The organism is Atlantibacter sp. (genome assembly GCF_032062175.1).
Classification (GTDB): domain Bacteria; phylum Pseudomonadota; class Gammaproteobacteria; order Enterobacterales; family Enterobacteriaceae; genus Atlantibacter.
Map to the genome: position 1 here is coordinate 1 of NZ_DAMBQK010000019.1, position 18,131 is coordinate 18,131.

Sequence of the window (18,131 nt, forward strand, 5' to 3'; positions counted from 1 at the left end):
ATTTTTGCACAACTGCCGGATCGGTCAACCGATCCTTAACTGATCGGCATTACGCTTCTGGCGGGGTTTTTTGTTTTTCAGTTCCGCCTGAATTTCTCCATTCTTTAAGCGTTAATCCTGATTTTTCCCTGCTGCGTTGGGTTGAATGCGTTTGTGATAAATCTCACGGATTTTTTTCTGCACACAATAAACCCCTTGTCAGCAACGCAACGCTGTGTTTGTATAAATTTTACCGTTGATCAAGAACTGAGATCCCATGACCGCATTCATACACACTTCCGACCTACTACTAACCGCGCAACCTGCCGCGGTGGTCGTCGTGCGTGTGGTGGTGGTCGTCGGCAATGCGCCGTAGGGTCCCGAGTCAACGCATCGATTCCAAAAACCCCGCCGGCGCAACCGAGCGGGGTTTCTTGTTTATCTCGCCCGGAAAGTAAAGCTGGCCCAGAAAGAGAAAGGACTGGAGCATGGCGACAATGGGCACAACTTCACAACCACAACGCTTTACCGGCGCGCAACTGATCGTTCATTTGCTGGAGCGTCAGGGCATCACCACCGTAACCGGTATTCCCGGCGGCACCGTTCTGCCGTTATACGACGCGCTGAGCCAGAGCACAAAAATTCGCCACGTTCTGGCGCGCCACGAGCAGGGCGCGGGCTTTATCGCCCAGGGCATGGCGCGGACTCAGGGCAAACCGGCGGTGTGCATCGCCTGTAGCGGACCGGGCGCGACTAACCTGGTGACGGCGATTGCCGACGCGCGGCTCGATTCGATTCCCATGGTCTGCATTACCGGCCAGGTCGCCACCTCAATGATCGGCGCGGACGCGTTCCAGGAAGTCGACACCTACGGCATCGCCATTCCCATCACCAAGCATAACTATCTGGTACGTCATATCAGCGAACTGCCGCAGGTGATCAGCGACGCATTCCGCATCGCCCAGTCAGGCCGTCCGGGGCCGGTATGGATTGATATTCCGAAGGATATTCAGAACGCGGAAATCGACATTGAGAGCTTCCCGGAGCCGGGCCGCTGTGCACCTGCCCCGGCGTTTAACCCGCAGCAGGTCGCCGATGCGGCGGCGATGATCAACCAGGCGAAGCGCCCGCTGTTGTATCTGGGCGGCGGCACCATCAATGCCGCGCCGCAGGTGCGCAAGCTGGCGGAGCAGGCTAACTTACCCACCACCATGACGCTGATGGCGCTGGGTGTATTGCCCACCGATCACCCGCTGTCGCTGGGTATGCTGGGGATGCACGGCGCGCGCAGCACCAACTTTATTTTGCAGGAAGCGGATTTGCTGATTGTTCTCGGCGCGCGTTTTGATGACCGGGCGATAGGCAAAACCCAGGAATTCTGCCCGAACGCCAAAATCATCCATGTGGATATCGACCGCGCCGAGCTGGGCAAAATCAAACAGCCGCATATCGCCATTCAGGGCGACGTAGCCGAAGTGCTGACGCAACTGACACCGCGCATTATGCCCACTGAACGTGCGCCGTGGCGTGCGCTGGTGGCGTCGCTGCAACAGGAATTTCCGTTCAGTATGCCCAATGCCGATGATCCGCTGTGCCATTACGGCTTGATCAAAGCGGTGGCAGCCTGTGCGCAAGAAGACGCCATCATCACCACCGATGTGGGCCAGCACCAGATGTGGGCGGCGCAGGCTTACCCGCTGCGCCGTCCGCGCCAGTGGCTGACGTCAGGCGGTCTCGGCACCATGGGCTTTGGCCTGCCTGCGGCGATTGGCGCTGCGCTGGCTGAACCAGCGCGCCAGATTATCTGTTTCTCCGGTGACGGCAGTCTGATGATGAACATCCAGGAGATGGCGACCGCCGCCGAAAACGGCCTGAACATCAAAGTGATCCTGATGAATAACCAGGCGCTGGGGCTGGTGCATCAGCAGCAAAGCCTGTTCTACAAGCAGAACGTGTTTGAGGCTACCTATCCGGGCATGACCAATTTCATCAAAATCGCCGAAGGCTTTGGAATGAGCAGTTGTGATTTGAACGAGGCGCAGGACCCGCAGGCGGCGCTGTGCGAAGCGATGGCGCGCCCTGGCCCCTGCCTGATCCACGTGCGTATCGATGCGCAGGAAAAAGTGTACCCGATGGTTCCGCCAGGTGCGGCTAATACAGAGATGGTAGGAGAATAAGCCATGCAACAACAAAACGTAATTCTGGAACTGACGGTACGCAACCACCCTGGCGTGATGTCGCATGTGTGCGGGCTGTTCGCCCGTCGTGCGTTCAACGTGGAAGGCATTCTGTGTTTGCCGCTACCGGACGGTGACCACAGCCGCATCTGGCTACAGGTCGCAGACGACCAGCGTCTGGAACAAATGGTCAGCCAAATCGACAAGCTGGAAGACGTGATCCAGATTATCCGCCATCAGGACGATCCGGGCGTGTTTAATAAACTGGAATTGTTCTTCCAGTAATGCGCTGACTTTTTGCATCACGCGAAAAGTTACTTTACCCTCGGGCTGATGATAAACCGGCTGTGGCGTTGAGCTCCACAGTCCGTTAGCCCGGCAGGTATCTGTGATCAAAACGCTGCATATTGAAAATTACCGCTCCATCAAGCGATTGTCGCTGGAGCTTGAACGGCTGAATATTATCTTTGGGCCGAACGGCACGGGTAAATCCAACGTTTACAAAGCGATTCATTTGATGCACAGCGCCGCGCAGGGCGCGTTTTCGCAGGAACTCGCCGCAGAAGGCGGCATACTTAAGGTATTCTGGGCCGGGCAAAGCCGACGTGATGAAAAGCGCCGCGTAACGCTGGCGGTGGAAACCGAAAGCTATGAATACGAATTGCAGTTCGGTTTTGTCGAGAAAGTACCGTATCCCTCGCTGTTTAACCTCGATCCGGTCATCAAAGAAGAGAGTATCTGGCTGAGCGATCATCAGCGCCGCGCGTCGGCACAGCTCATGCGCCGCAAAAATCAGGCGGTGTTCTTAAACAATGTCCATCATGAAAAAGTGACCCACAGTGGCACGCTGTATGAGAACGAATCGGTGTTCGGGCAACTGGGCGAACCGCATCTTTACCCGGAAGTGTCGCAAATGCGCGAAGCGATGCGTAACTGGCGGTTTTACCATGAGTTTGCGGTATCGAAAAACTCCGCGCTGCGCGAGCCGCAGGTGGGATTCCGCTCCCCGGTTTTAGCCAGCAACGGCGCGAACCTGGCGGCGGCGTTTCAGACCATCGTTGAAATTGGCGATGAAGGGCTATTGATGTCGATTCTCGAGCAGGCATTTCCGGGCTGCCGGTTCTTTTGTGAAAATCCGGGTGGACGTTTTCAACTGCTGATGCAGCGAGAAGGCTTAACCCGTCCGCTGGAGCCTGCCGAATTTTCTGACGGGACGTTGCGTTTTTTGTGCCTGGCCGTGGCGTTATTAAGCCCGCGTCCTCCGGCGTTTATTGCCCTGAATGAGCCGGAAAACAGCCTGCACCCGCAAATGTTGCCCGCGCTGGCGAAACTGATCGCCGAAGCTTCGCGCTTTTCGCAAATCTGGTTGACCAGCCACTCGCCGGAACTGGCGAATCTGATTGAGCAATACACCCCATTCACGCTGTATCAATTGGGGATGGAAGAGGGAGAGACGCAGGTGACGCGTCTCTCATAACAGGATTAATGCAGATAGGCTTCGCCGGTGAGATTTTCTAACGCGCTAAGCATATCGCGCGCTTCGTCCTCATCGAGAATACTCATGGCAAACCCGACGTGGACCAGCACCCAGCAGCCCAGTAAATCTCTCGGATGGTCTTCACAGACCAGTGCGATATTCACCTGACGCTGCACGCCGTTAACTTCCACCGTCGCCAGCTCGTGGATCTCTTCGCCGACGACAATAATTTTCCCCGGAACGCCCAGGCACATAATTTACTCCTGTAATGCTTAACTCAGGCGACTTTGCCGCGCAGTAAGGCCCGACGGCTCATATTGACCGGCGCGTCGCGTCGCACCGGTAACGACAGCGCCAGGCTGACGCTGTTTTCTGCCAGCATAATGGCCTGCTCAGCATTGAGATGCGGATCGAGCGGCGACATCAGCGAACAGGCGACGTAATGCAGTTCCGGCGATAACTCGCCGACGCGAAACGCCATGTCGCCCGCCGGAAAAGTTAACGCCAGCCGGGAGCCCACCTGACGGCGCGGCCACTGCTGTTCCGGGCCGGGCAGTACCACCAGTTCCAGCATCCAGGGCGTCAGCATCGCCCCCACCCATTGGCCTTCAAAAAGCTGAAAGCCACAGGCTTTGATGGGCATATGCGCCTGATAAAACGGCAAATCGGCCATTTGCAGTTCGGCGACGCGGTTAAACTGCGCTTCGAGCGCTGCCGCCGGGCTGTTACGCCAGCCTTCCACGTCCCAGATCAGATCGTCGCACATGGTTCATCCTGCCGTTGTATTTCCATTCCGTGTTCGGCCAGCAGGCGCTGCACTTCGCGCAGCGCCACTTCCAGCGCCCGCTGCGCGGTGGCGGTTAGCGTCATACCCGGCGCCAGAGACGCCGGTTCGATGCCAATCAGAATCAACTTCCGGGGATACTCCCCGGTCATTTTCAGCGCCATCAGCACATCACACAGGCCAAGCTGATGCGGAGACAGTTTCTCGGTAAACAGCGCGGGCACCTCGTCATCTTCGAGGATAAACACGCTGCCTGCCTCGTGATTGCTGCGCACCGCATCCACCACGATCAGTAAATCCCGGTCCGCCATGGCTTCCATCAGCTCCATGCCGGAGGTGCCGCCGTCAAACAGCTCGACCTCCGGGGGGATCTGATAGTGCGCTTCCAGAGCCTGAATGGCGCGAACGCCAATCCCTTCGTCGCTCAGCAGCAGATTCCCAATCCCTAATACCAGTGTGCGCATTACAGCACCTTAACCTTGCTCAGCTCTTTGCCGGTGAGATCCACCATATGTACCGCGCAGGACATGCACGGGTCGAAGGAGTGTACGGTACGCACTACTTCCAGCGGTTTTTCCGGGTCGGCAACGGTGGTGCCGATCAGCGCGCGCTCGTACGGGCCCGGCTCATCGTTAAAGTTGCGCGGTCCAGCGTTCCAGGTGGAAGGCACTACCGCCTGATAGTTAGCGATCTTGCCGTCTTTAATCACAATCCAGTGGGACAACATGCCGCGTGACGCCTCTTCAAAACCCACGCCGCGGATTTCGCCCGCCGGGAATTCCGGCTTCACGAAGGTTTCCACGTCGCCGCGCTTAATATTGTCGATCAGCAGTTGATATTGCTGGGTCAGTGAATCCTGCAATACGCCGGTGCGTACCGCGCGGCCCAGAATGCGGCCCCAGGTGGATTGCAGTTGATCCGGCGTCAGCGTCTGGCCCGTCAGGGTTTGATACAGCTTGCTCATGCCTTCGTAATGGGCGACGGTGCCTTCGTGCTTCGCCGCCAGGCCGCACAGCAGCCAGGCCAGCGGGCCAACTTCCACCGGTTTGCCGTAAAACGTTGGCGCTTTTACCCAGGAATATTTGCCGTCTTCCTGCCAGCCGGTGTACTGCGGATTGGTTTCGCCTTCCCACGGTTTCAGTGGTTGGTCGTCTTTGTACCAGGCGTGTTTGCCACTCTCTTCAATGCCGTCGATGAGATATTTGTCGGTATGGCTGGTGATGGGGCGGAAAGTGGTGAAATCCGCGCCTTTCATATAGCCGCCGGGGATAGCGAAGGTTTCGCCTTTGCGATCGACCGGCAAATCCGGCACCGCCAGGTAGAAATCGGCGGCTTTACCCAGTTGCAGCCATTGCGGATAGCTGGCGGCGAAAATCACCGCGTCCGGTTTGTAAACCTGCTCGATAAAGTCGCCCAGCTTGTCGATAAACGACTTCACGTACATCAGCCGCTCAAGGTTCAGTACGCTTGGCGCGTCAAGATTGATCGGGTTTGCCACGCCGCCTACCGCCAGGTTCTGGATGTGCGGCGTTTTACCGCCGAGGATGGCCACGATGCGGTTGGCATCGCGCTGGCACTCCAGCGCCTGTAAATAGTGCGCCACGGCAATCAGGTTCACTTCCGGCGACAGCTTCATTTCGCTGTGGCCCCAGTAGCCGTTGGCGAAAATGCCCAACTGGCCGCTGTCCACCAGCGCCTGGATCTTCTGCTTCACTTTGGTGAATTCCGCCGCGCTGTTCAGCGACCAGGTCGATACGCCTTTCAGCATTGCTTCGGCTTTTTCCGGGTCGGCCTTCAGCGCCGAGGTGATATCCACCCAGTCGAGCGCGGAAAGCTGATAGAAATGCACGATATGGTCGTGGATCTGGTGAGCGGCGAGGATCAGGTTGCGGATGTACTGGGCGTTAACCGGGATCTCCATTTTCAGGGCGTTTTCCACCGCGCGCACCGAGGCGATAGCGTGAATGGTGGTACACACTCCGCAGATACGCTGTACGATAATCCAGGCATCGCGCGGGTCGTGGCCTTTGACAATCTCTTCCATGCCGCGCCACATGGTGCCGGAGGACCATGCCTTAACCACCTTACCCTGCTCAATTTCACAGTCGATCCGCAAGTGGCCTTCGATGCGAGTAATGGGATCAATAGTGATACGTTGACTCATAATTTTATCTCTTCCTTAATGCGTTCTGACCGGCCCTGTTGCGCAGGTAAAATTGGCAGTAAACGGGTAAGTAATACGTATGCGGCGATTTCAACGGCGACGAAGCCGATGGAAATCAGGATTTCGCTGGCGGTGGGGAAATAGTGATAGCCGTTACCCGGATCGTAAGCGATAAGCGAATAGTTCATACGCCACAGCGCCGCGCCCAGCAGCAGGCATACCGCACTGATAAACAGCCCACGTGCGCTATGGCGCATGGCGCTTTGCAGCATCACCAGCGGCAAGGCCAGCAGTACGATTTCGGCGATAAACAGCCACGAGTAGCGGTCGCCGGCAAACACCAGCGGCAGCTTGCCGTGCCAGACCACTTCGCCGATGCGCAGCACCAGGAACAGGCACAGGAATACCTTGATCACAGTGGTGAGCTTACGGAACAGCGGCGTTTCATCCTGTTTGACGGTATTGCTGGCTTTCAGCAGCGAGCCTTCGAAAATCACAATCGAAAAGCCCATGATGAACGCCGTTAACAGCGAGAACAGCGGCAGCAGCTCATAGCTTTGCCACAGTGGATGCACCTTGTAGCCCGCGACAATCATCAACGACCCCATTGACGACTGGTGCATAGACGGCAGCAGCGCCCCAAGGCCGATGATGAAAAACATCACGCTATTCAGGCGACGCAGCGACACTTTCCAGCCCAGCCGTTCCAGCAGCGCAGGCAGCAACTCAAGGCTCATCACGCCGATGTAAATCGTCATACAGACTGCGGTTTCAAACAGTACCGAGTTGGGGTTGAAGTGCGCGGGCATAAAGAAGTTAGGCATATTCCAGTAGCGGCCCAGGTCGATGGTGATCGACAGCCCGCCCATGGAGTAACCGAACAAACTCGCCAGCAGCGCCGGGCGCACCAGGTCGTGATACTCGCCGCGGTTAAACACATACACCGCCCAGGCGAGCGCCCAGCCGCCGCAGGCAAAACCGGTGCCGATCAGCAGGTCGAAGGCGATCCAGATACCCCACGGGTAGCCGCCGTTAAGATCGGAGACATCGCCAATCCCCATGACCAGACGTTTGGCGACCAGCAGGAAACAGATAATCACCAGCGGCGCGAGAACCTTGATGCTGAAGCTAAACAGCTTGCCGCCGAGGGGACGAAGCGCATGGTCACTCATGGCCATCCTCCTTGTTATGAGATGAACCCTGTTCATGCTGAATACGGGAGTTGCGACGCACCAGGAAAGTGATGCCCGCCAGCGCCGCCACCGGCAAAATCATGCCTTTATACAGTGAGTGCTGGACGTGCTCGGAGCGTGCCCCGGTTGCCAGCGGATCGAGCGCGGGCAGCCCAAAGTGCTCAAACTGAACGCCCGACAGCACCAGCACCTGGGTGCCGCCGCCTTCCATTTCGCCATAAATATGCGACTGATAATGGGCAACCGGATGCAGATACACATCCTGGCCGTTCACCCGCTGGCGTGGATAGGGGTACTCGCTGCCAGGCTGTTGGGCGAGACGTTTTTTGGCCTCCGCCATCAGTTCCTCGCGGGTGCCGAAAACCACCGCGCCGGTCGGGCAAACTTCGGTACAGCCGGGCAAACCGCCTTTATCGAGCCGCTCAACGCCTTTCTGGTTACACAGTTCGCACTTGTGGATGTAACCGAACGGATGATCGTAATCGTATTTCGGCACGTTGAACGGGCAGGCCACCATGCAGTAACGGCAGCCAGTGCAAACGTCTTTGTCGTACTGCACGATGCCGGTTTTCGGGTTTTTGGTCAGCGCCGAGACCGGGCAGGCGGAGACGCAGTTCGGGTCGACGCAGTGCATGCACTGCTTCTTAATAAACGCGTAGCCATCGTTTTCCTGGTTCTTATGGGTGCCGTCGCCGCTGCGCCAAATCTGGATGATGTTATTGGTGTAGGGGCTGAGCTTGTCGTTCACCGACCAGGTGTTATCGCCGTGGGCATAGGTATCCCCACGGTATTCGTTGGCTTGTGAATGGTTAATTTCCTGGCATTTGCTGACGCAGGCCTGGCAACCCACGCACAGGGTCGAGTCAAACAACATGCCGAGCGCACCGGGGATCGGTGGGCGATTTTCTGCTGCGGCTTGTACGGCGGGAGCTATCCCTGCTAATACTGCGCCCCCGGAAGCCAGCTTAAAAAAGTGACGCCGGTTCAATGCTTCTCCTCCCGATCCGCAGCGGATTTATCGGCTGGATTTTTACGGCCAAGCTGTTTCACCGCCATCACGCTGACGCCACCAACTGCGCCAACCACCGCGCCCAGCAGCCCGACTGCGCTCATGGAGACCGCGCCGCCTTCCGGGCGATTGACCTCTGGCACCTGCGCACGCGGCGTGGGCTGATGCACTTCGGCAAGCTGGAAGATGCCTTTTTTAAAGCCGATGCCCTCTTCGTTGCAGCCGTAGCAAGGATGGCCGATGCCGACCGGCCAAATCCCGCCGCCCACATCGCAAAACTCCAGCGTCGAGCAGTTGCCGTAAGTTTCTGGCCCTTTACAGCCTAAATGGTACAGGCACCAGCCCTGGCGATGGCCCTCATCGCCGAATTCACGCGCAAAGCGTCCGGCATCGAAATGCGGACGGCGCTCGCAGTTTTCGTGGATCAGGCGCTCATAGGCGAACAGCGGACGGTTTTTGGTATCCAGCTTCGGCGGGCGATTAAAGGTGATCACATGCGCCACGGTCGCCAGGAAGTTATGCGGGTTCGGTGGGCAGCCGGGAATATTGATGACTGGAATGTTGGGAATGACATCCTGAAGCGAAACCGCGCCAGTTGGGTTCACGCCCGTCGCCGGGACGCCGCCCCAGGCCGCGCAGGAACCGATAGCAATCACCGCCGCCGCATTGGCCGCTGCTTCGCGGATATGCTCGACGATGGGCTTACCCGCCACCATGCAGTAGATGCCGCCGTCTTTCAGCGGAATCGACCCATCCACCACCAGCACAAATTTGCCTTTGTACTGCTCCAGGGCGCGATGTTTGTTTGCTTCAGCCTGATGACCAAAGGCGGCGGAGAGCACCTCATGGTATTCAAGGGAAATCACATCCAGCACGAGGTTTTCCACCGTGGGATGCGTTGAGCGTAAAAGCGATTCCGTACAACCGGTACATTCCTGCGCACCAATCCAGACTACCGGCGGACGGGACGGCGAAGACATCGCCTCAACCATCTCCGCTGACGCGGTGCCTGTTAACCCCATCGTTGCCGACAATGCTGCACATAGCGTCATGAAATCACGACGTGAAATACCATTATGATAAAAAGCGTTTTGTCCTTCGGACATGCTGTTCTCCCGAAAGCCTCTGCTCTGAACGCTCCGGGCGCAGGGAAGCGATCTCCCCTGCGAGGTGAAGTTTCACGAGCATAAAGTCCTTGTTTTCGTTGTGGGCTATACAGTGAAACTTTTGATAATTATTTTTTTGACACTTATCAACGAAACTTTAATTGATTCCGCGTGATGAACAATATTGTGAGGCTGAACGTTTCAGTAATGGCGAAAGATGAATATTCCGATAATTAAAAAAGTTAATCTTGCGCAAAATATAACCCGTAATGGGTATCTGATAATAATAACATCTTAATTGAGAAGAATTATTGATAACGTGCCGCAAGGCGGCTTATCACGGGGGTTGATGATAACTTTGTTAAAACAATTTGATCGGTTTTTAGTAATTACACCTTGCTATCCATCAATGAAAAATAAATGGACTTCAGGCAGGGTATATACATGAATTCTTAATTTTAAATTCACACTTTAAAATATGCATGAATTATCGTTAGCCCAGGGCGTTATTCAGTTACTGGAAGATCAAGCCGCTACCGGACATTTCCAGCGCATCACTCATGTCTGGCTGGATGTCGGCGCGCTGGCGTGCGTTGAGCTTTCCTCTTTGCAGTTTGGTCTTGAGGTGGCACGCCGGGGAACCGTGGCGTCCGAAGCGCAGTTTCATATTGATATTGTGCCGGCGAAAGGCTGGTGTTTTGCCTGCGACAGCGCGTTTAGCGCCGAACAGCACGCATCACCTTGTCCGCACTGCGGCTCCTGGGAGATCCAGATTGATAAGGGCAACGCGATGCGGGTGCGTGAAATGGAGGTCGAATGACCCGGCTTCCCGGCGTGCAGCTGCATATTCGCGGTAAAGTCCAGGGCGTGGGGTTTCGGCCTTTTGTCTGGCAGTTGGCGCAGCAGTTGGATCTTAAAGGCGACGTCTGCAATACCGGTAATGGCGTGGTGGTGCGTATTGCTGGCGGCGAAGGCGATTTTGTCGCGCGGCTATACGCGCAATGTCCGCTGCTGGCCGCTATCCATTCCGTGACGCGCAGTGAGATATTCTGGGATGTCGCGCCGCAGGATTTTGTGATCGTGCAAAGCCAGCAGTGCGCGATGGATACGCAAATCGTCCCCGATGCCGCCACTTGCCCGGCCTGTCTCGAAGAAATAAATACCCCTGGCAACCGGCGCTACCGCTACCCGTTCACCAACTGCACTCACTGCGGCCCCCGGCTCACCATTATTAAGGCGATGCCTTATGACCGCGCGTACACCGTGATGGCGGCATTTCCGCTCTGCCCGGACTGCGAGCGTGAATACCGCAACCCGCTGGACCGCCGTTTCCATGCCCAGCCGCTGGCCTGCCCGGTTTGCGGCCCGCAGCTTTTCTGGCCACAGGGCGATGAAACCCTGTATCGCGATGACGCGCTGAAGGCTGCCGTGGCGGCGTTGCAACGCGGCGAGATCGTCGCCATCAAAGGATTGGGCGGGATGCACCTGGCGGTAGACGCGCGCAGCGACCACGCGGTGTTACGGCTGCGCGAACGCAAACAGCGCCCCGCGAAACCGCTGGCGGTGATGCTGCCGGATGGCGCTGGTCTGCCCGATGCGGCGCTGTCTCTGTTGCGATCCCCCGCTGCGCCGGTGGTGCTGGTGGATGCGCAAACCGTTTCCGGCCTGAGCTGCCATATCGCCCCCGGTCTCGGCGAAGCGGGCGTGATGCTGCCTGCTAACCCGTTGCAGCATCTGCTGTTGCAGGCGTTTGGCGCACCGCTGGTGATGACCTCCGGCAATCTGAACGGCAGACCGCCCGCCATCACCAATCAGCAGGCGCTGGATGAGCTGGCGGATATCGCCGACGGCTGGCTGCTGCACAACCGTGATATCAACCAGCGCATGGATGATTCCGTGGTGCGCCAGAGCGGCGAAGTGCTGCGCCGCGCCCGTGGCTATGTGCCCGACGCGATTGCGCTGCCGCCGGGTTTTGAAGGGCTACCGCCCGTGCTGGCAGTGGGCGCGGATCTAAAAAACACTTTCTGTTTGCTGCGCGGCAACAGCGCCGTGCTGAGCCAGCATCTGGGCGATCTCACCGAAGAACGCGTCCCTGAGCAGTGGCGGCTGGCGCTGAAAATAATGCGTGAGCTGTATGATTTCACCCCGGCGCGGGTCGTGGTGGATGCCCATCCGGGTTACCTCAGTAGCCAGATGGGCCGCGAAATGAATGCCTCGCCAGACGTAGTGTTGCATCACCACGCCCATGCCGCCGCTTGCCTGGCAGAGCACCAGTGGCCGCTGGATGGCGGGGCGGTTATTGCGCTCACGCTCGACGGCATCGGCTACGGCGCGGATGACCAACTGTGGGGCGGTGAGTGCCTGTTGGTGGATTATGACCATTGTGAGCGGTTGGGCGGATTACCGGCGGTGGCGCTGCCCGGCGGCGATCTGGCGGCGCGCCAGCCGTGGCGCAATCTGCTGGCGCAGTGGCAGGCGTTTGTGCCTGACTGGCAGAGCTATCCAGAAGCTAAAGTATTGCACTCACACGCCTGGGAGGTGCTGGCGCGCGCCATTGCGCGGCAAATCAATGCGCCGCTGGCCTCGTCGACCGGGCGGCTGTTTGATGCGGTGGCCTGTGCGCTGGGTCTGGCGCCGGACACGCAAAGCTATGAGGGCGAAGTCGCCTGCCGGCTGGAAGCGCTGGCGATGCAGGCGGTGGAGACCGCGCATCCGGTCACGTTGCCGTTTATCAATGATGCGCTGGATATGGCTGCTTTCTGGCAGCAGTGGCTGGCCTGGCAAGCGCCGGATGCCGAACGGGCATACGCATTTCACGACGCGCTGGCGCAGGGCTTTGCGGAAATGGCGCGTCATCACGCCGGGCAACACGGCCTCAACACTGTCGTGTTTTCCGGCGGCGTGCTGCATAACCGGTTACTGAAAGCGCGTTTTGCCTACTATCTGGCGGATTTCGATCTGCGTTTCCCGATGCAGCTTCCGGCGGGGGACGGCGCGGTATCCTTCGGCCAGGCGGTAGTGGCAGCGGCGCGCTGGCTGCGCAATCAGCCCTGATTTTGCAGCATCTTCGCCATGTTGATGGCTTCGATCAGCTTCGCCCGGTTAACGCGCGGTGAGTTGAGATCGAGCAGCCGTTGCCACTGGCTGATGGCTTCGGCGTAATCGGCATGCATAAAGGCATCGGAGGCCAGCAGCATGCGGGCCGTCACTTCGTTACTGTCGAGCGCCAGGGCCTTGTCGATAAGCTGGCGGGTTTCTTCCGTCATCTTCTGTCCGGCCTGGTAGTAACGCACCGTGGCGAGCGCCGACCACAGCTCGGCATTCTCGCCGCGCAACAGCATCGCGCGCTGATACGCCCGGTACGCATTCTGGTAACTGTTGCGGTAAAGATAGTATTCGCCCAGCTCCGCCCACAGCGTGCTGTCCTGTGGATTGGCGCGGATTTTTTTCTGGAGCGCGGCGAGCTGCTGTTCCACCCTTTCTTCGTCGGTAAAATTCAGCAGCGGATCGGCCAGACGTTTATGCTCAGCCATCACCGCCGGCGCGCGGCCCGTTAACGCATAAATCCCCCCGCTGACCAGCAGTACGGCACCTAGCATTACCCACACCGCGCGCAAAGGCAGCGCGCGCTGCGGCTGCCAGTTAGCCGCTGGCGTATCGGGAATATCCTGCGCCAGCTCCTGTTTTAACGCTTCATCCTGGGTTTGCGACTGCGCGTGGCGGGCTATCGTGCCCTGGGCGCGGAGGATCACATCGTCCTGCCTGCGCGCGCCACGCCGCCGCATCCACACCATCGCCAGGCCAATGCCCAACAGCAGGGCCAGCGGTGTAAACCACAGAATGCTGGTTTCGCGCTGTAGCCGTGGGTTATAGCGAACAAACTCCCCGTAGCGCGACGTCATAAAGGTCATGATTTCCGCTTCGGATTTGCCCGCTTCGGTCAGGGCATACACTTCATGGCGCATACTGACCGCCACTGGCGAATTGGATTCCAGCAGGCTCTGGTTCTGGCACTGCGGGCAACGTAGCTGCCCGGCCACTTTTAGCGCCTGCTGTTGCTGTTCAGGGCTGTGGAATTCCCAGGTATCCACCAGTTGTGCCTGGCACAGCGGCGCGAGCAGCACCCACAGCAGGATGATGAGCTTACGCATAGGCTTTTCTCCCGCGCCACCAGCCCAGTAGCGCGCCCGCCATCATGATCCCGGCGCCAAACCACACCCAGCGGATGCCGCTCTGCACGTAAAAGCGCATGGCGTAACGGTTGTCGCCGGTTTTTTCACCCATCACCACATACCATTCAGTTAGCACATCCCAGGCGATACCCGGCTCGATCATCAACTGGCTACGGGCGGTGTAAAAACGCCGCTCCGGGGCGACCTGGGCAACCGGCTGGTTATTCCGGCTGATGTCGATAATCGCTTGCTCAGCGGTATAGTTTTTTCCGGCCAGCAGATTCAGGGTGTGGAAGCGGAACTGGTAGCCCGCCACGCTGACCTGCTCGCCCTGGGTGACGTTAAGGCTTATTTCCTGTTTTTCGCCGGAGGAGAACACAATCCCCAGGGCAAAAATCCCGACGCCGGTGTGGGCCAGCAGCATCGGCAACTGGCGCGTTAACAGGGCGGGCGAGGTCAGCCATTGCGCGCTCAATACCCAGCACACCAGCGCTGTGGCGCAGGCGACAATCATCCCGTGAGTATGCAGGGCAACCGCGACCAGCACACCGATGGCGAGCGAGCCGAACAGGCGCAGGCGCGTCCAGCGTGGGCTGCGTTTCCAGTAGCTTCCCGCCGCCAGACCGATGACCAGTAACATCGCCAGGCCAAACGGCAGCAGCACGGTATTGAAATAGGGCGCGCCTACCGAAATTTTGCCCCAGCCGAACAGGGTATACAGCATCGGATACAGCGTGCCTAACAGGACAATCACGACCACGGCGGTAAACAGCAGCAGGCACAGCAATAGCCAGGTTTCCCGCGACCATCCCGCGAAGCGTGCCGCAGGCTTCCACTCTTTGGCACGCCAGCCGTACAGCGCCAGCGCGCCGGCGCTCAGGGCGATAAACAAGGTGAACAGCGGGGCGGCGCGTTCGTTATCCAGCGCGAAGGCGTGAACCGACACCAGCACGCCCGACCGCACGATGAGCGTGCCCAACAGGCTGAAAATAAACCCGAAAATCGCCAGCAACAGCGACCAGTGGCGGAACACGCCGCGCGCGCGGGTGGCGTACAGGCTGTGCATCAACGCGCTGGCGGTGAGCCACGGCAGTAACGAGGCGTTTTCCACCGGGTCCCAGAACCACCAGCCGCCCCAGCCCAGCTCGCTGTAGGCCCACCAGGAGCCGAGCACGATACCGGCGGTTAAGGCACTCCAGGCGGGCACCGTCCAGCGCCAGCATAGCCCGGCCATCGCTGCGTTAAATTCTCCGCGCAGCAGGGCGGCAAGCGAAACAGCGGCGGCGACAGTCAGGCCGCCGTAGCCCAGATATAGCAGCGGCGGATGCAGGATCAGCCCGATATGTTGCAGCATCGGGTTTAAATCGCGCCCTTCAATGGCGGGCGGGAAAATGCGGGTAAACGGGTCGGAATACAGCAGCACGAAGATCAGCAGCGCGGCGGTAATGATACCGAGCAGGGCGAGCGTCAGCGCGAAAAACGGGTCCTGGGCGTGACGATAGCGCCAGGCGAACAGGGCGCTCCAGCCGGATAAACACAGCACCCACAGCAATAATGACCCTTCATGCCCGCCCCAGACGGCAGCGAGCTTGAGGCCAAACGGCAACTGGCGGTGGCCGTGCTGGGCCACATACACCAGGGTGAAATCATCGGTAAGGAACGCCAGGATCAGCAACCCAAAGGCCAGCAGTAGCAGGCCGAACTGGGCGAGGGTAAGAGAACTGGCCAGGCGCGAAACGCCGGACCAGTGAGAACGGTATCCGGCAAGCGCCAGCCAGGCTGTCGCCGTCGAGATACCACAGGCAAGAAGCAGTGCTATAAACCCAAGCTCGGGCAACATCAGTTCCACTGTTCATCCTGTTCAGACAACGGTTAATTGCCCCGCATAGAGGATAAAAAAGCGCAGTAATAAGACGCCGGTCAGGCTGGCACCGCTGATCAACAGCACGCCAGAAGGCGTCGCGGCCTGTGGCAGCAGCCGTTTCAGCAGCATCGGGATTAACAGCCCGATGCCCACTACGCCAATCCAGAACCACCAGGTCCAGAACCCGCCGCCGAGCGCCGCCACCAGCGAACGCATTTTCCCGTCATCCCCTAACGCCAGGCCGACGAAAAACGCCGCCAGCAGGAAGATTTCCAGCCAGACCACCGGCGTTTCCAGCTTATGGAGAAAGTGCGCCTCTTTGTTATGCGGGTCGCGGAACATGGCGAGCAGCGCCACCGCCGCGCCGGATGAAATCCCCGAGAACAAAAACAGCGCCGGAAGGATCGGGTTGTTCAGCAGCGGATAGGACTTCAGCGCCGACAGCAGGAAACCGGTATACGCCCCCAGCAGCACTGCCAGCACCAGCATCAGCGTTTCGATTGAACGTTGAAACGGCGTCAGCCAGCCGAGCACGGTACGCACCAACGTGAGGCGCGGCAGCCAGCGCTGTTGCAGTTTTAGCACGTCGCTTTCAAAGATTTTCGCCAGCCAGACAACCATCACCGCCATGTAGACCTGGAACAGCATCACACCCATCGACATCACCGAGGTGAGGCTGTAATGGAACATCAGCTTCCAGAAGGTCCAGGGCCGCGTCAGGTGCAAAATCAGGATCAGCAGGCCGAGAATAATGGTGGTCGGTGCCAGCACCAGCGTGGTGCGGATCAACGTACTTTGCGCGCCGCCCAGCGTCGGGTGGTAACGGCGCAGCAGAATCGACAGCGTAACCAGCCCGGCCGAAATACCAATCAGAAACAGATAGACGGCAATCGGCCAGTCCCACACCAGTGATTCAAAATGGAACGGGGTTGGATTCACGGGGTTCATTGGGTGACCTCCCCATATTTAAACGGCACGCGGTACACCTTGGGTTTAGTGCCCAGCGCCAGCTTGTAACGGTAGGTCGGTTTCTTCGCCAGCATCAACGAAATCTCGCTATTGGGATCGTCGAGATTGCCGAAGGTCAGTGCGCTGGTGGGGCATGAAAGCACACAGGCCGGCAGTTTGCCTTCCTTGAGGTTAGTCTTGCGGCAAAAATCGCATTTATCCGCCGTTTTGTTTTCCGGGTGGATAAACCGCACGCGGTAAGGGCAGGCGGCGATGCAGTACTGGCAGCCTACGCACAGGTCGGGGTTCACATCCACGATGCCGGTCGCCGCGTCGCGGAACGATGCGCCGGTCGGGCACACGTCCACGCACGGCGCGTGATCGCAGTGCTGGCAAGATTTACGGAAGAACTGGTATTTCACATCCGGAAACTCGCCGATGGGTTCGCTCTGAATAATCGTCAGACGCGATACCCCTTTAGGCACATTGTTCACTTCGCGGCAGGCGTCCATGCAGGCCGTGCAGCCAATACACTTCGACTCGTCGTGGATCATGCCGTAGCGCACGCCGTTGATGGTGAGCGCCTGAGCAATTGAAACTCCCATCGTTCCGCTCACGGCGATCAATGCCCCCATTCTGGTAACGAATTGACGACGAGAGCATGTCATGGATGATCCTTACCCAGATGAACCGAGGAGGGATTGAACGCAGGATTGTCGCGCTGTTCGCGGTGGCAATCGACGCAAAGCTTGATTCGACTCTTATCGTTCAGGGTCTGCATGGTGTCCTGCTTCGGATGCAGATTATGGCAGCTGGCGCAGGCGACTTTGGTGGCATGCACGTTATGCGGCCAGAACGCTTTTTGCAGTTGCTCCGGCAGGTGGCACGCCATACAGATGCTGTTCTGCTGCTCGACGGTGTACATCGGATCGTTAAACCGCATGGCATCTTTCACGCCGTTGCGGTGTTCCGGCGAAATATTGCCGTGGCAGTTGGTACAGGTAACCGGCAAATTGTTGTTCGGGTTGATGGCCTCTGCGTGTTTTCCGTGCATCCCTTCTTTTTCGGGCTTATGGCAATCCAGGCACGCTTTATCAGGGTTGCGCTGTTGCGTCACGGTCCACTGCGAATCGGTATCTGCCTGGGAAGACGGCGCAGCCTGTACGGGTAATATCCATAAACAGCCTAACGCCAGCACCCCAGCAGTAAATAACGAACGTAGTACGCTCATATTGACTCCATTTTTCGCCACCCCATT

At 58.3% G+C, this 18,131-nt stretch carries 19 protein-coding genes; 7 read left to right on the top strand and 12 right to left on the bottom strand.

Annotation, left to right across the window (positions count from 1 at the left end; translation table 11 throughout):
• The 5 genes from RT120_RS15850 to RT120_RS15870 all read left to right on the top strand — a co-directional run.
• Positions 1 to 239, top strand: a 239-nt coding sequence (locus RT120_RS15850; RefSeq protein ID WP_312984065.1) for a hypothetical protein, incomplete at its 5' end; no start/stop codon positions are given.
• A gap of 17 nt (positions 240 to 256) precedes the next feature.
• Complete coding sequence (gene ivbL, locus RT120_RS15855; RefSeq protein ID WP_312984067.1) at positions 257 to 355, top strand: ilvB operon leader peptide IvbL; 99 nt, start codon at positions 257 to 259, stop codon at positions 353 to 355.
• A 112-nt stretch (positions 356 to 467) separates the two neighbouring features.
• Positions 468 to 2,156 carry an acetolactate synthase large subunit gene (ilvB, locus tag RT120_RS15860; RefSeq protein ID WP_312984069.1) on the top strand — a complete coding sequence of 563 codons (1,689 nt, stop codon included), beginning with the start codon at positions 468 to 470 and terminating at the stop codon, positions 2,154 to 2,156.
• A gap of 3 nt (positions 2,157 to 2,159) precedes the next feature.
• Positions 2,160 to 2,441: an acetolactate synthase small subunit gene (ilvN, locus tag RT120_RS15865; RefSeq protein WP_165461347.1), complete on the top strand. Its 282-nt coding sequence runs from the start codon at positions 2,160 to 2,162 to the stop codon at positions 2,439 to 2,441.
• 103 nt (positions 2,442 to 2,544) lie between these two features.
• Positions 2,545 to 3,633 carry an AAA family ATPase gene (locus RT120_RS15870; protein WP_312984071.1) on the top strand — a complete coding sequence of 363 codons (1,089 nt, stop codon included), beginning with the start codon at positions 2,545 to 2,547 and terminating at the stop codon, positions 3,631 to 3,633.
• 5 nt (positions 3,634 to 3,638) lie between these two features.
• On the opposite strand, the gene hybG is transcribed toward RT120_RS15870, so the two are convergent.
• The 7 genes from hybG to hybO are packed head-to-tail and all read right to left on the bottom strand — an operon-like array spanning position 3,639 to position 9,889.
• Positions 3,639 to 3,887 carry a hydrogenase maturation factor HybG gene (gene hybG, locus RT120_RS15875; RefSeq protein ID WP_312984072.1) on the bottom strand — a complete coding sequence of 83 codons (249 nt, stop codon included), beginning with the start codon at positions 3,885 to 3,887 and terminating at the stop codon, positions 3,639 to 3,641.
• 23 nt (positions 3,888 to 3,910) lie between these two features.
• Positions 3,911 to 4,399 carry a hydrogenase-2 assembly chaperone gene (gene hybE / locus RT120_RS15880; protein ID WP_312984074.1) on the bottom strand — a complete coding sequence of 163 codons (489 nt, stop codon included), beginning with the start codon at positions 4,397 to 4,399 and terminating at the stop codon, positions 3,911 to 3,913.
• A complete protein-coding gene (locus RT120_RS15885) occupies positions 4,384 to 4,881 on the bottom strand; it encodes a HyaD/HybD family hydrogenase maturation endopeptidase (RefSeq protein ID WP_312984076.1) in 498 nt (165 codons plus the stop codon). The genes hybE and RT120_RS15885 overlap by 16 nt, the downstream gene beginning before the upstream one ends.
• A complete protein-coding gene (gene hybC / locus RT120_RS15890) occupies positions 4,881 to 6,581 on the bottom strand; it encodes a hydrogenase 2 large subunit (protein WP_312984078.1) in 1,701 nt (566 codons plus the stop codon). The genes RT120_RS15885 and hybC overlap by 1 nt, the downstream gene beginning before the upstream one ends.
• Positions 6,578 to 7,753, bottom strand: coding sequence for a Ni/Fe-hydrogenase cytochrome b subunit (hybB, locus tag RT120_RS15895; protein WP_312984080.1), 1,176 nt, complete (start codon positions 7,751 to 7,753; stop codon positions 6,578 to 6,580). The genes hybC and hybB overlap by 4 nt, the downstream gene beginning before the upstream one ends.
• Positions 7,746 to 8,762, bottom strand: a complete 1,017-nt coding sequence (gene hybA / locus RT120_RS15900) for a hydrogenase 2 operon protein HybA (RefSeq protein WP_312984081.1) — start codon at positions 8,760 to 8,762, stop codon at positions 7,746 to 7,748. The genes hybB and hybA overlap by 8 nt, the downstream gene beginning before the upstream one ends.
• Entirely contained in the window at positions 8,759 to 9,889 is a 1,131-nt protein-coding gene (gene hybO, locus RT120_RS15905; RefSeq protein WP_312984083.1) for a hydrogenase 2 small subunit, read from the bottom strand. The genes hybA and hybO overlap by 4 nt, the downstream gene beginning before the upstream one ends.
• A 478-nt stretch (positions 9,890 to 10,367) precedes the next feature.
• On the opposite strand from hybO, the gene hypA reads away from it, so the two are divergent.
• Together hypA and hypF are read left to right on the top strand one after the other, a co-directional pair.
• Positions 10,368 to 10,709: a hydrogenase maturation nickel metallochaperone HypA gene (gene hypA, locus RT120_RS15910; protein ID WP_125292869.1), complete on the top strand. Its 342-nt coding sequence runs from the start codon at positions 10,368 to 10,370 to the stop codon at positions 10,707 to 10,709.
• A complete protein-coding gene (gene hypF, locus RT120_RS15915; protein ID WP_312984086.1) occupies positions 10,706 to 12,943 on the top strand; it encodes a carbamoyltransferase HypF in 2,238 nt (745 codons plus the stop codon). Before hypA ends, hypF begins: the two co-directional genes overlap by 4 nt.
• On the opposite strand, the gene nrfF is transcribed toward hypF, so the two are convergent.
• The 5 genes from nrfF to nrfB are packed head-to-tail and all read right to left on the bottom strand — an operon-like array spanning position 12,934 to position 18,104.
• On the bottom strand, positions 12,934 to 14,040 hold the full coding sequence (gene nrfF, locus RT120_RS15920; RefSeq protein ID WP_312984088.1) for a heme lyase NrfEFG subunit NrfF: 1,107 nt from the start codon (positions 14,038 to 14,040) through the stop codon (positions 12,934 to 12,936). The two genes, hypF and nrfF, sit on opposite strands and share 10 nt — an antisense overlap.
• Positions 14,033 to 15,901: a heme lyase CcmF/NrfE family subunit gene (locus RT120_RS15925; RefSeq protein ID WP_312984212.1), complete on the bottom strand. Its 1,869-nt coding sequence runs from the start codon at positions 15,899 to 15,901 to the stop codon at positions 14,033 to 14,035. The genes nrfF and RT120_RS15925 overlap by 8 nt, the downstream gene beginning before the upstream one ends.
• 21 nt (positions 15,902 to 15,922) lie before the next feature.
• Positions 15,923 to 16,873, bottom strand: coding sequence for a cytochrome c nitrite reductase subunit NrfD (gene nrfD, locus RT120_RS15930; RefSeq protein WP_312984089.1), 951 nt, complete (start codon positions 16,871 to 16,873; stop codon positions 15,923 to 15,925).
• Complete coding sequence (gene nrfC / locus RT120_RS15935) at positions 16,870 to 17,541, bottom strand: cytochrome c nitrite reductase Fe-S protein (RefSeq protein WP_312984091.1); 672 nt, start codon at positions 17,539 to 17,541, stop codon at positions 16,870 to 16,872. The genes nrfD and nrfC overlap by 4 nt, the downstream gene beginning before the upstream one ends.
• Positions 17,538 to 18,104 (bottom strand): cytochrome c nitrite reductase pentaheme subunit, encoded by a 567-nt coding sequence (nrfB, locus tag RT120_RS15940; RefSeq protein ID WP_312984093.1) that lies wholly within the window; start codon positions 18,102 to 18,104, stop codon positions 17,538 to 17,540. Before nrfB ends, nrfC begins: the two co-directional genes overlap by 4 nt.
• Positions 18,105 to 18,131 lie beyond the last annotated feature (27 nt).

Excerpts from the sequence above, each read along its gene's own strand:
- ivbL (WP_312984067.1), top strand. The coding sequence starts at position 257 with ATGACCGCATTCATACACACTTCCGACCTACTACTAACCGCGCAACCT.
- ilvB (WP_312984069.1), top strand. The coding sequence starts at position 468 with ATGGCGACAATGGGCACAACTTCACAACCACAACGCTTTACCGGCGCG.
- ilvN (WP_165461347.1), top strand. The coding sequence starts at position 2,160 with ATGCAACAACAAAACGTAATTCTGGAACTGACGGTACGCAACCACCCT.
- hybG (WP_312984072.1), bottom strand. The coding sequence starts at position 3,887 with ATGTGCCTGGGCGTTCCGGGGAAAATTATTGTCGTCGGCGAAGAGATC.
- hybE (WP_312984074.1), bottom strand. The coding sequence starts at position 4,399 with ATGTGCGACGATCTGATCTGGGACGTGGAAGGCTGGCGTAACAGCCCG.
- RT120_RS15885 (WP_312984076.1), bottom strand. The coding sequence starts at position 4,881 with ATGCGCACACTGGTATTAGGGATTGGGAATCTGCTGCTGAGCGACGAA.
- hybC (WP_312984078.1), bottom strand. The coding sequence starts at position 6,581 with ATGAGTCAACGTATCACTATTGATCCCATTACTCGCATCGAAGGCCAC.
- hybB (WP_312984080.1), bottom strand. The coding sequence starts at position 7,753 with ATGAGTGACCATGCGCTTCGTCCCCTCGGCGGCAAGCTGTTTAGCTTC.
- hybO (WP_312984083.1), bottom strand. The coding sequence starts at position 9,889 with ATGTCCGAAGGACAAAACGCTTTTTATCATAATGGTATTTCACGTCGT.
- hypA (WP_125292869.1), top strand. The coding sequence starts at position 10,368 with ATGCATGAATTATCGTTAGCCCAGGGCGTTATTCAGTTACTGGAAGAT.
- hypF (WP_312984086.1), top strand. The coding sequence starts at position 10,706 with ATGACCCGGCTTCCCGGCGTGCAGCTGCATATTCGCGGTAAAGTCCAG.
- nrfF (WP_312984088.1), bottom strand. The coding sequence starts at position 14,040 with ATGCGTAAGCTCATCATCCTGCTGTGGGTGCTGCTCGCGCCGCTGTGC.
- RT120_RS15925 (WP_312984212.1), bottom strand. The coding sequence starts at position 15,901 with ATGTTGCCCGAGCTTGGGTTTATAGCACTGCTTCTTGCCTGTGGTATC.
- nrfD (WP_312984089.1), bottom strand. The coding sequence starts at position 16,873 with ATGAACCCCGTGAATCCAACCCCGTTCCATTTTGAATCACTGGTGTGG.
- nrfC (WP_312984091.1), bottom strand. The coding sequence starts at position 17,541 with ATGACATGCTCTCGTCGTCAATTCGTTACCAGAATGGGGGCATTGATC.
- nrfB (WP_312984093.1), bottom strand. The coding sequence starts at position 18,104 with ATGAGCGTACTACGTTCGTTATTTACTGCTGGGGTGCTGGCGTTAGGC.